Below are 9,238 nucleotides of genomic sequence, written 5' to 3'. Positions count from 1 at the left end.
GAACATCGGCCCGAACCGGTGCCACCAGAATCGGACGGTTTCGTGGCTTACGTCCGCGCCACGCTCGTGAAGCAAATTGGATGCCGCCTGATGGCGCCGCTCTTCTCCCCCCGGCTGGAACGGGGCGAAGGCACGCCACCAGTGGAACAACTGCTCTATCCCGTTGATGCCAATGCCGAATTGTTGAAGGACATCCGCAACCTGGTTTGCTGCGGCACCAACCCTCCAGTCAATTTCTTCGCCTATCCCGGCAAACCGTCGCTGCCCACGCCCGCCGATGCGTATGTGCTGGAACTGGCGGACGCCACGATGGATTTGGAGCATGTTCTGAACGGGTTGGCCGATAGGCTCGGGGCACATGGCGAACAGGTCGCGTCGGTCGAACTGGCCCTTCCCGACCGGCCCGAAGGCGCGCTGACCGCCGCCTCGGCAGGGGCGCTGATTGCCCGTGCAATGCCGGAGGATGCCGTCGTGGTGAATGAGTCCGTCACCTCGGGCTTTCCCATTGTCACCGCGACCCGCACCGCAAAACGCCACGACCTGCTGGCCACAATGGGCGGCGCGATCGGGCAGTGCCTGCCTGCTGCCACCGGGGCCGCCGTGGCCTGCCCCGACCGCAAGGTTATCGCGCTGACCGGCGACGGCTCGGCCATGTATACGCTGCAATCGCTGTGGACCATGGCGCGGGAACGGCTGGATGTGACCGCGATCGTCTTTGCCAATCGGGGTTACCAGATCCTGCGCGGAGAACTGGCAGCCATGGGGGTCACGCAAGTGGGCCGCAACGCGCAGGCAATGTTCGATGTGGACGACCCGCTGCTCGACTGGGTGGCGCTGGCCAAGGGGCATGGCGTGGAAGGCACCCGCGCGACGACTGTGGACGAGATGGAAGCCGCACTGGAAGAGGCCATGGCAGCCAAAGGCCCGCGACTGATCGAGGCTGTGATCTGAGGCGCTACTCCACCCGCGGCATCACCGTCAGGAAGGTCTCGCCGTTCCAGTTGAGCGCCTCAAAACAGTAGCCCGCGCTGCTGACCCCGCACCAGCCGCCATCGCGGCCAATCAGCAGGATGGGCTCTCCGTCCCAGTCGATGACGCGCCAGCCGAGCGACTGCCACTCGAACACCTCTTCGTCCACGATCGCGTAGAGCGCGCAGCCCCCGGATCCGCAATAGGGGGCCATCGCCATGGTCGAGCAGCGCAGGAACTCGGCGTCGAGGATGACCTCGGGCACTCCGTCACCGGTGAGGTCCACGGAATTGGTCGACTCCTCGCCCACCAGAAGCTCGCCATTTTCGAAACTGGCGCAGTCGGCGGCGGCCTCGGCCATCAGCGCATCAAGGGCTGACTGCGCATGGGCGGATGACGCAGAAAAGGTGAGGATAAGGGCAATCAAGAACGGACGCATCGGGCACCTTCCACAATTGGACTTGCCCGAAGTCTACGCCCGTATTCGCGAGCGGCAAAGAGATATCAGGCCAGTTCCGGCAGACCCTTCACCACGCCCTCTTGCATCACATCTGGATCGTAGGCCTTGCGGGAAAAGACCTCTCGCACCATTGGCTCAAACACCTCCAGCGGCTCGGAATCAAAGTTCGGATCGAACGATGACTGGTCCCACCGTTCGCAGAAATCCGCGCAGCTTTGCCAGCAAGGATGATCCTTGAACCGATCCCGCGCGTCCTTGTCCCAGCCATAGTGGTGACCGTAATAGAACATTTGGAAGATACCGTGATGTTCGACGACCCACGCAACCTCATCGCGCACGAAGGGGCGGATCACTTCGGCGGAAAACCGATCGTGGTTCTGCGGGGCGAGGCCATCACCGATGTCATGCAGCAGCGCACCAACAACCCAATCAATATCGGCTCCCTCGCGCAATGCACGCGTGCCCGATTGCAGCCCGTGTTCCAGCCGGGTGATCGGGTAACCTTCCAGCGAGACCTCACCTTGGCGGCGAAGCTCGTCCATCACCCGATCGGCTGTCAGCGCAAGATAAGGCTTTTCGAGCTTCTCCAGCAGCTCGTAATCCTCTTTCGTGCCATCCTTCATCTGGGTGAAGCTGACGATCTGATCGGTGGTCATCTGGCGATCCTCCTATTGCATCTTTCCGGCGTAAAGCCCGACATTGCCATCCGCACCCGCGGTCAAGGCTGCTGATTGCGCCTCCAGCACTTCGTCGTAAAGCGCAAGCGAAGCAGGATCGAACAGCCGCGCGGGCGGGGCCACGTTGATCCAACCCTGCATCTCATCCTTGCCGCGCACAAGCATCGCGTAGTCTCGGGAGAGGTCGGGTTGACGCACTTCGGGCGTAACATAGCGGATGGCCACGCCGATCCGGCGGTCATCGGACATGTTCGGGCCAGAGGCGTGGAAGGTGCGGCCATGATGGAAAGACATCTCTCCGGGTTTCAAAGCGCCGAACACCGCTTCGTCCTCGTTGATGCCTTCGATCTGCTGGCCTCGCGACAGCAGGTTGTCCTCGGCAAAGGTATCGGCATGGGGCACGATGGCATTCTTGTGGCTGCCGGGGATGAAGCGCATACTGCCTGCCTTGACCGACACGTCCGATAGCGCCAGCCATGCCGTCAGCTCCTCATCCGTTTCGCCCATGCCCCAATAGGTGATGTCCTGATGCCAGGAGACGACTTTGGTTGTGCCCGGTTCCTTGATGAAGAGCTCGACCGACCACACCAGCAGGTTCTGACCAAGGATCGAACTGACAGGGTCGAGAATGCCGGGGGCCGAGGCGATGTGGTGCAACAGGGGAATGACAAGCTGGCCATTCACGCGAAAGAACTGGTTCAGATCATGCCCGCCAGCACCAACAGGATGGCTTCGTTCTAACGCCTCGACTTCAGCGCGCAGGGCAAGTGCAGTGTCCGCATCGAAGGCGCGGATCGGGTGCAGAAACCCGTCACGCGAGTAGCGGGCAATCTGATCGGGGTTAAGACTATCGGCCATGCGGGCTCCTGACATCGCGGATTGCCAAGTCAGGCTGCCGCCCCGTTGCATGCATTGTCCGCTTCGTTTCCGACGTTGGGATAGTCGCCTTTGGGCCGTAAAGCTGTGGATGACCCAAGTTTTTCATTGTCAGAACGAGGTCAGCCGGGTTTGATACGCTCCGTACTGGATGGGAAATGTCCAACGACTGAAAAACGGGGAGAAAAAAATGGGCAAACGCGACGAACTGATCGCCAAATACGCAGATGATCTGCGCAACAAATGCGGGATGGAACCCGACATGGACCTGCTGACCAAGGTCACGATCGGCTGCGGCCCCGCGATCTATGACGCGGATGCATCGACGGTTGCGGGCTCTCAGCCGAGCGAGCTGGAGACCGTGAAGAAAAACTTCCTTATGAAGAAACTGGGCCTCGCCGACAGCGACGACCTGATGGCCGCCATTGACTCGGTGATCGAGACCTATGGCCGGTCCGAGCGTAACAAGTACCGCGCCGTAATCTATTACATGCTGACCAAGCATTTCGGGAAAGAAAGCGTCTACGGCTAAGCCGGGCGCAACCGACGAATTGGCCCGCCCGCGTGGCGGGCCTTTTTTGTTTGTCGCCCATGCTAAGGTGCACTGAGCGCAAAAAAACGGGAGATCCCTATGAAACTGGCCATTGTTACCGGCGCGTCCAGTGGTGTTGGCGCGGCAACGGCGTCTGTATTGGTAAAACGCGGCTACCGTGTGGTGATGGTTGCGCGATCTGCCGACAAGTTGACCGAGCTTGCCGATTCACTCGGCGTTCTGGCCATTGCCGCACCGGCCAATGCAGCCCACGAAGCGGAGATGGAGCCGCTCGCGGCCCGGATACTGGCGGAATACGGTGCCCCCGATCTGATCGTGAACAGCGCTGGCGCAGGTCAGTGGAAGCGGATGGAAGACACGACCGAGGCCGAAACACGCAACATGATGGATGCGCCTTTCATGGCGTCCTTCGTCACGACGCGGGTCTTTTTACCGGCGATGCTGGACCGGGGGTCAGGGGTGATCCTGCATGTCAATTCCCCGGCCTGCATGGCGACTTGGCCATCCAGTGTCGGCTATTCTGCTGCAAGATGGGCGCTGCGGGGCCTGCACGAAGCTTTGGCGCAGGATCTGTTCGGCTCTGGCGTGCGATCCTGCCACGTGATTTTCGGCAAGATCGGTTCGGATTACTTCGAGAACAATCCCGGCGTGCTGGAAAAGATGCCGGGCATGGCCAAAACGGTTCCAGACCTGACACCCGAGTACTGTGCCGAGAAGCTGGCCTTTTTGGCAGAGTCCCCCAAACATCAGGCAGTCTATCCATTCGCCCTAAGCGCCAACCTGCTTTTGGCCCGCCACTTCCCCGGCTTGGCGCGGTGGCTGCTTCGGCTGTGATCTGCACTGCTTCGGTTTGACTAAAAAGCTACGGGCATTTCCGTTGAACGGAGCGGCTTTCTCGGCTTAGATATCCCCGTCCCGACCAGGATGGCGGACCCTCATAGAACACGTGCGGAGCGAGATATTGCGCGTGGGTAAAGGAGGGTCCCGGGGGGTCGGGGCCCTCCTTCTTGTATCAGAACAACATCAGCACCACGGCGATGATGGTGCAGCCGATCACCGGATAGCCGCCATCGATCCAGATCAGTGATTTGTCGCGAAAGCTGAACAGCACGTTGTTCACCACCCAGGGCAGCGCAACGAACAGGCCCAACCCCGCGCCGACCATCACGCCGCCACCCAGAGTCGTGATTCCCGAGCTGGCCAAAATGTGCCGGGTCATGCCAGCCACCAGAACCGCCATCACAAAGCTGACGACATAGGGCAGCGGACTTGCAGAGGCTTTGACCTTATCTTCGGTCAACCCATTCGCAGCCATCCACGGTTTTGACAGCACCATGTACCAGACGGCGCCAAACATCCAAGCCGCAGCCCCGGCCACCAAGACACTAAGAAATTCCATGTGAACACTCCTGTTGCAGTGGAGAAATCATGCCATGGACTGCCCACAACCTTAAGCGGAAAAACCACCCATTTCGCAGATGACACGCCATTCTTCTTCGGTGACGGGCTGCACCGACAGGCGGGAGTTATTGGCAAGAACCATGCCCGACAGGCGCGGATCACCTTTCACATCGGCCAGCGTTACCGGCGTCTTGAACGGCCCCACGGCCTTGATATCCACGCATTCCCAACGGGGATCGTCGGTGGTGCTGTCGGGATGGGCCAGCGCACAGACCTCGACCACGCCGACAATCGCCTTTTCCTTCAACGAATGGTAGAAAAAGCCCCGGTCGCCCAAGGCCATTTCGCGCATGTTGTTACGGGCCTGATAGTTGCGGACGCCATCCCATTGCTCACCCGCCTCGCCCCTGGCCACCTGCTGATCCCAGGACCAGGTGTTCGGTTCGGATTTGAACAGCCAGTAACGCATCAGCCGATCACCTTGTTCCACGCCTCGATCCGCACCTTCTCGAAAAGGCCCGCCTTGGCATAGGGGTCGTTCGCGGCCCAGTCCTCAGCCCCGGCGCGGTCCTCGGCCTCGATCACGACGAGAGAGCCGATCATATCCCCTGCTTCGTTCAGAAACGGCCCGGCATGGGTGACAGGGGTGGATTTTAGATAGGCGATATGGGCATCCCGGTTGGCCTTGCGGACCTCCAGGTGTCCGGGCTTGTCGGTACAGATCAGCGCATACAGCATGGGTTATTCCTGTTTCAGAGGGCGGTTCAAAAGCTCTGCCATCACATCCTGTACAGAGACGCGCCCCTGACACAAGGCCGCGACAGCGTCGGCAATAGGGGTGTCGAGATCCGCATGTGACGCAAGCTCTTCAGCCGTGGCGGCGCCTTCGACGGTGGCAGCGGGGTCGAGCGGACGGGCACCGGCCAGTGCCTGCCCGTGGCGGTAGTTGCGGGATTTATCCGAGGTGCAGGTCAGAACCAGATCGCCAAAGCCGGACAGCCCCGCAAGTGTGTCATCCCGCGCGCCACGAGCGGCCGCGACCCTGCGCATCTCGGCAAAGCCGCGCGCCATCAGTGCAGCCCTTGCGCTTTCGCCAAGTCCCGCACCGATGACCGCGCCCGCCGCAATGGCGATGACGTTTTTCAGTGCACCACCCAGTTCCGCGCCAGTCAGATCAGTGCTGCGATAAAGCCTGAGCGTGGGAGAGGAGAGCCTGTCCTGCAATACCGCACCTTTGGCATCGTCTGGCAGCGCCAGCGTCAGGGCCGTAGGAAGACCGGCCGCGATATCCACGGCGAAGCTGGGGCCGGTGAGAACGCCCGCTATCACATCTGGCAGGTCGCGGGCGATCAACTGGCATGGGGACAGGCCGGTGGCCAAATGAATGCCCTTAGCGCAAGAGATCACCGTGCCGGCATGATGGGAAAGGATCGGTAGAACCTCGTGCAGTTTTGGGGTTGGGACCGCCAGCAGCAGCACATCCGCCGTCAGGTCAGAGATTTCCCCCGTCACGCGCAGCCCGTCGGGAAAGCGGTGGCCCGGCAGGCGGCTGGTATTCTCGCGCTTTGCCTGCATGTCTTCTGCACTGGCGCGGGCCCACAGCGTCACCTCGGCACCGGCGCGGGCCAGCGTGATCGCCAATGCCGTGCCGAACGCACCCGCGCCAGCAATATCGACCCGGTTCATGCCTTGGCCCCTTTCTTGCCCGATCCGATCAATGCCGGGCTTGTGCGGTCCAGCGGCCAGCGAGGGCGTGCCGACAGGTCCATCCCGTCACGTTGGCCTCCACGGTAGGCTTCCCACCCTGCCCAGGCAATCATGGCGGCGTTGTCGGTGCAAAGCCTTAGCGGCGGCGCAAGGAAGGGGACGCCTTGGGCATCTGCCACCTCCTCCAACGCCGCGCGCAGGGTCTGGTTTGCGGCAACGCCCCCCGCTACGGCGAAACAGGTCAGGTCGGTCTGGCCCGCCAGCGCCCGACGGGATTTCTCTGCCAGCACATCGCGCACGGCGGCCTGGAAAGACGCACACAAATCAGCCCGGTCCTGTTCATGCATCCCACCCTGGTCAACAACCAGCCCGTCGCGGGTGCGCAGCACGGCGGTCTTGAGGCCGGAAAAGGACATGTCGCAGCCTTCGCGGTCCAAGAGCGGACGTGGCAGAGGGAAGCGTTTGGGATCGCCTTGAAGGGCCACCTGTTCCACCACCGGCCCACCCGGCTGCGGCAAGCCCAGAAGCTTGGCGACCTTGTCAAAGGCCTCGCCCGGTGCATCGTCAATCGTACCGCCAAGGCGGGTGAAATCGTCCGGGCCATCCACCCGCAGAAACTGGCAATGCCCGCCAGAAACCAGCAGCATAAGATAGGGGAAATCCACCCCGTCCGTCAGGCGCGGCGTCAGCGCATGACCGGCAAGGTGATTGACCCCGACCAGCGGCACGCCCAATCCCATGGCCAGCCCCTTGGCACACATAACGCCAGACAGCACACCCCCGATCAGGCCCGGCCCGGCAGTCACCGCAATGGCGTCGATCTGGGCCAATGACACGCCCGCCTGCTCCACCGCCTGCTCCACCATCAGATCCAGCCGTTCCGCATGGGCACGCGCCGCGATCTCCGGCACCACGCCGCCATAGGCCTCATGCAGGTCGGTCTGACCGCTTACCACCGAGGACAGCAATTCTACCCCCTCATCCACGCGCAGAACCGCCGCTGCGGTGTCATCGCAGCTGCTTTCAATGCCAAGGATGGTCAGTCGGTCGGTCATGGCGGGCGTCGTTGCACAAGGGTTGCCTCGCAGGTAACACTCCCCCCGATGCCTGACAATGCCGCCCCTCTGATCCTTCTGACACGCCCCGCTGCGCAGGCGGAACGCTTTGCAAAGCAATGCAGGGCGGAGTTTGGCGACCGGGTAGAGATTCTCGTCACCCCAATGCAGGAGATCGTTCTGCTGGATCTGCCAGCGGTTCCACCGGGTGCGGGACTGATCTTTACGTCGGAAAACGGGGTTAGGGCCTATCAGGCAGGGGGCGGCAAGGCGGGCCTCACCGCCTATTGCGTCGGGGACCGAACGGCACGGGTCGCGGCGGAGGCCGGGTTGAACGCTCAGTCCGCCGGTGGCGCGGCAGGCGAGTTGGTGGCGCTGATCCGGGGGGCCGCCCCAGACGGCCCACTGATCCATCTGCACGGCACCCATGTCCGCGGCGGAATTGCCAAGCAGCTTTGCGCGGCGGGGTTCGACGTTACTGGCCATGTCGTCTATGACCAGCGCAGCCTGCCCCTGGATAACAGCGCGCTAAAGGCCCTATCCGGCACGCAGCGCGTTATCGTGCCACTTTTTTCGCCCCGCAGCGCGACGCTCTTCGCAGCTGACTTGCCCGCCGCTTCCAGCCCCGACCTGATCTGTATCAGCGACGCCACGCGGGCGGCCCTGCCAGCGGCACTGCGTCAGGCGGCAATCCTCGCGGATGAACCCACCGGCGCGGCAATGCTCAAAGCGCTGGCGAGACAACTTAGCCCCTAGCCCTCGCAGGCGCGCCCATGCGAACCTATCTGTGACTCGGCGCTGCAACCGAAGGGATTCTGCAGCGCATCTTGAATAATTTGAAGGAAATAGACGGTGGCCGACCCCAACACGACCCCTCAGGAAACCGACGAAGCACAGGACGACGCCGCACTGGCAGAGGCCGTCACCGAAGCTGATGACACGGTGACGGATGCCGAGGTCGTGGAGGAAGCCCACGCCGTCGAGGAAACTGCCGCGACGGAACCTGACCCTCAGCCTGCCACCGCTGAGCCACGCCGCGGACCTGGTTTCGTGCCGTTGGTTCTGGGGGGGGTCGTCGCCGCAGGCTTGGGATATGGTGCAGCTTTCATGGGGTTTGCCCCCACCCCGCAAGACAACGGTGCAACCGAGGCGGCCCTGGCTGCAATTCAGATCTCTCTCGATGAACAGGCTGATACGCTGACCGCCCTGACCACCCGTGCAACTGCGCTGGAAGGTCAGGTCGAGGCCATCCCGCCCGCTTCGGAACCTGTTGACCTTGGTCCGCTCAGCGAACAGATCGCCGCGCTTGGCGCCCGGATCGACGCGACCGGCAGCCAAATCACCGGCCTGACCGACCGTATTGCCTATCTCGAAACCCTGCCGCTTGGCGAAGGTGGTGAGGGCACTGACAACTCCGCCGCCGTGGCCGCCGCCGTCGCACAGATGCAGGCCGCGTTGCAGGAACAATCCGCCAGCCTTGCCGAGCAGCAGGCTGCGAATGCCGCGATGGCCGAACAGCTCGCCGCTGCCGCGACCGCCG

At 62.5% G+C, this 9,238-nt stretch carries 12 protein-coding genes and 2 pseudogenes; 5 read left to right on the top strand and 9 right to left on the bottom strand.

From position 1 onward, the window contains the following. Positions 1 to 78: pseudogene (locus ACROHD_RS20335) on the bottom strand (IS6 family transposase); the annotation flags it as partial. 12 nt (positions 79 to 90) lie between these two features. Here ACROHD_RS20335 and ACROHD_RS20330 point away from each other — a divergent pair. Then, complete coding sequence (locus ACROHD_RS20330) at positions 91 to 951, top strand: acetolactate synthase large subunit (RefSeq protein ID WP_432680275.1); 861 nt, start codon at positions 91 to 93, stop codon at positions 949 to 951. A gap of 4 nt (positions 952 to 955) precedes the next feature. Here ACROHD_RS20330 and ACROHD_RS20325 read toward each other — a convergent pair whose 3' ends face one another. The 3 genes from ACROHD_RS20325 to ACROHD_RS20315 all read right to left on the bottom strand — a co-directional run bounded on the left by ACROHD_RS20325 (position 956) and on the right by ACROHD_RS20315 (position 2,964). Continuing rightward, positions 956 to 1,408, bottom strand: coding sequence for a hypothetical protein (locus ACROHD_RS20325; protein WP_432680274.1), 453 nt, complete (start codon positions 1,406 to 1,408; stop codon positions 956 to 958). A 65-nt stretch (positions 1,409 to 1,473) separates the two neighbouring features. After that, complete coding sequence (locus ACROHD_RS20320; protein ID WP_432680273.1) at positions 1,474 to 2,085, bottom strand: HD domain-containing protein; 612 nt, start codon at positions 2,083 to 2,085, stop codon at positions 1,474 to 1,476. 12 nt (positions 2,086 to 2,097) lie between these two features. Further along, the gene (locus tag ACROHD_RS20315) at positions 2,098 to 2,964 is read right to left on the bottom strand and encodes a phytanoyl-CoA dioxygenase family protein (RefSeq protein ID WP_432680272.1); all 867 of its coding nucleotides are present in this window, start codon (positions 2,962 to 2,964) and stop codon (positions 2,098 to 2,100) included. A gap of 208 nt (positions 2,965 to 3,172) precedes the next feature. Here ACROHD_RS20315 and ACROHD_RS20310 point away from each other — a divergent pair, with 208 nt between their 5' ends. Further along, positions 3,173 to 3,514 carry a DUF2853 family protein gene (locus ACROHD_RS20310; RefSeq protein WP_127562713.1) on the top strand — a complete coding sequence of 114 codons (342 nt, stop codon included), beginning with the start codon at positions 3,173 to 3,175 and terminating at the stop codon, positions 3,512 to 3,514. 99 nt (positions 3,515 to 3,613) lie between these two features. Continuing rightward, a complete protein-coding gene (locus tag ACROHD_RS20305; RefSeq protein WP_432680271.1) occupies positions 3,614 to 4,369 on the top strand; it encodes an SDR family NAD(P)-dependent oxidoreductase in 756 nt (251 codons plus the stop codon). 178 nt (positions 4,370 to 4,547) lie between these two features. Here ACROHD_RS20305 and ACROHD_RS20300 read toward each other — a convergent pair whose 3' ends face one another. The 5 genes from ACROHD_RS20300 to tsaD are packed head-to-tail and all read right to left on the bottom strand — an operon-like array spanning position 4,548 to position 7,698. Further along, positions 4,548 to 4,934: a DUF1761 domain-containing protein gene (locus ACROHD_RS20300; RefSeq protein ID WP_432680270.1), complete on the bottom strand. Its 387-nt coding sequence runs from the start codon at positions 4,932 to 4,934 to the stop codon at positions 4,548 to 4,550. Positions 4,935 to 4,985: 51 nt separating this feature from the next. Beyond that, a complete protein-coding gene (locus ACROHD_RS20295; protein WP_432680269.1) occupies positions 4,986 to 5,405 on the bottom strand; it encodes an EVE domain-containing protein in 420 nt (139 codons plus the stop codon). Continuing rightward, positions 5,405 to 5,674: a YciI family protein gene (locus ACROHD_RS20290; RefSeq protein WP_432680268.1), complete on the bottom strand. Its 270-nt coding sequence runs from the start codon at positions 5,672 to 5,674 to the stop codon at positions 5,405 to 5,407. The genes ACROHD_RS20295 and ACROHD_RS20290 overlap by 1 nt, the downstream gene beginning before the upstream one ends. A 3-nt stretch (positions 5,675 to 5,677) precedes the next feature. Further along, a complete protein-coding gene (locus ACROHD_RS20285; protein ID WP_432680267.1) occupies positions 5,678 to 6,622 on the bottom strand; it encodes an NAD(P)H-dependent glycerol-3-phosphate dehydrogenase in 945 nt (314 codons plus the stop codon). Further along, positions 6,619 to 7,698: a tRNA (adenosine(37)-N6)-threonylcarbamoyltransferase complex transferase subunit TsaD gene (tsaD, locus tag ACROHD_RS20280; RefSeq protein WP_432680266.1), complete on the bottom strand. Its 1,080-nt coding sequence runs from the start codon at positions 7,696 to 7,698 to the stop codon at positions 6,619 to 6,621. Before tsaD ends, ACROHD_RS20285 begins: the two co-directional genes overlap by 4 nt. A 48-nt stretch (positions 7,699 to 7,746) precedes the next feature. On the opposite strand from tsaD, the gene ACROHD_RS20275 reads away from it, so the two are divergent. Together ACROHD_RS20275 and ACROHD_RS20270 are read left to right on the top strand one after the other, a co-directional pair. Beyond that, on the top strand, positions 7,747 to 8,454 hold the full coding sequence (locus tag ACROHD_RS20275) for a uroporphyrinogen-III synthase (protein WP_432680265.1): 708 nt from the start codon (positions 7,747 to 7,749) through the stop codon (positions 8,452 to 8,454). Between the two features lie 96 nt (positions 8,455 to 8,550). Beyond that, positions 8,551 to 9,238 (top strand): annotated as a pseudogene (locus tag ACROHD_RS20270) (hypothetical protein); the annotation flags it as partial.

It is taken from the genome of Nioella aestuarii (genome assembly GCF_050896395.1).
Taxonomy (GTDB): Bacteria; Pseudomonadota; Alphaproteobacteria; order Rhodobacterales; family Rhodobacteraceae; genus Nioella; species Nioella aestuarii.
The sequence above is the reverse complement of the archived record's forward strand: the minus strand, read 5'-3'. Positions and strand labels throughout refer to the sequence as shown.

What these genes read in the sequence shown, in the direction of transcription:
- ACROHD_RS20330 (WP_432680275.1), top strand. Translation starts at nt 91, where the DNA reads ATGGCGCCGCTCTTCTCCCCCCGGCTGGAACGGGGCGAAGGCACGCCA.
- ACROHD_RS20325 (WP_432680274.1), bottom strand. Translation starts at nt 1,408, where the DNA reads ATGCGTCCGTTCTTGATTGCCCTTATCCTCACCTTTTCTGCGTCATCC.
- ACROHD_RS20320 (WP_432680273.1), bottom strand. Translation starts at nt 2,085, where the DNA reads ATGACCACCGATCAGATCGTCAGCTTCACCCAGATGAAGGATGGCACG.
- ACROHD_RS20315 (WP_432680272.1), bottom strand. Translation starts at nt 2,964, where the DNA reads ATGGCCGATAGTCTTAACCCCGATCAGATTGCCCGCTACTCGCGTGAC.
- ACROHD_RS20310 (WP_127562713.1), top strand. Translation starts at nt 3,173, where the DNA reads ATGGGCAAACGCGACGAACTGATCGCCAAATACGCAGATGATCTGCGC.
- ACROHD_RS20305 (WP_432680271.1), top strand. Translation starts at nt 3,614, where the DNA reads ATGAAACTGGCCATTGTTACCGGCGCGTCCAGTGGTGTTGGCGCGGCA.
- ACROHD_RS20300 (WP_432680270.1), bottom strand. Translation starts at nt 4,934, where the DNA reads ATGGAATTTCTTAGTGTCTTGGTGGCCGGGGCTGCGGCTTGGATGTTT.
- ACROHD_RS20295 (WP_432680269.1), bottom strand. Translation starts at nt 5,405, where the DNA reads ATGCGTTACTGGCTGTTCAAATCCGAACCGAACACCTGGTCCTGGGAT.
- ACROHD_RS20290 (WP_432680268.1), bottom strand. Translation starts at nt 5,674, where the DNA reads ATGCTGTATGCGCTGATCTGTACCGACAAGCCCGGACACCTGGAGGTC.
- ACROHD_RS20285 (WP_432680267.1), bottom strand. Translation starts at nt 6,622, where the DNA reads ATGAACCGGGTCGATATTGCTGGCGCGGGTGCGTTCGGCACGGCATTG.
- tsaD (WP_432680266.1), bottom strand. Translation starts at nt 7,698, where the DNA reads ATGACCGACCGACTGACCATCCTTGGCATTGAAAGCAGCTGCGATGAC.
- ACROHD_RS20275 (WP_432680265.1), top strand. Translation starts at nt 7,747, where the DNA reads ATGCCTGACAATGCCGCCCCTCTGATCCTTCTGACACGCCCCGCTGCG.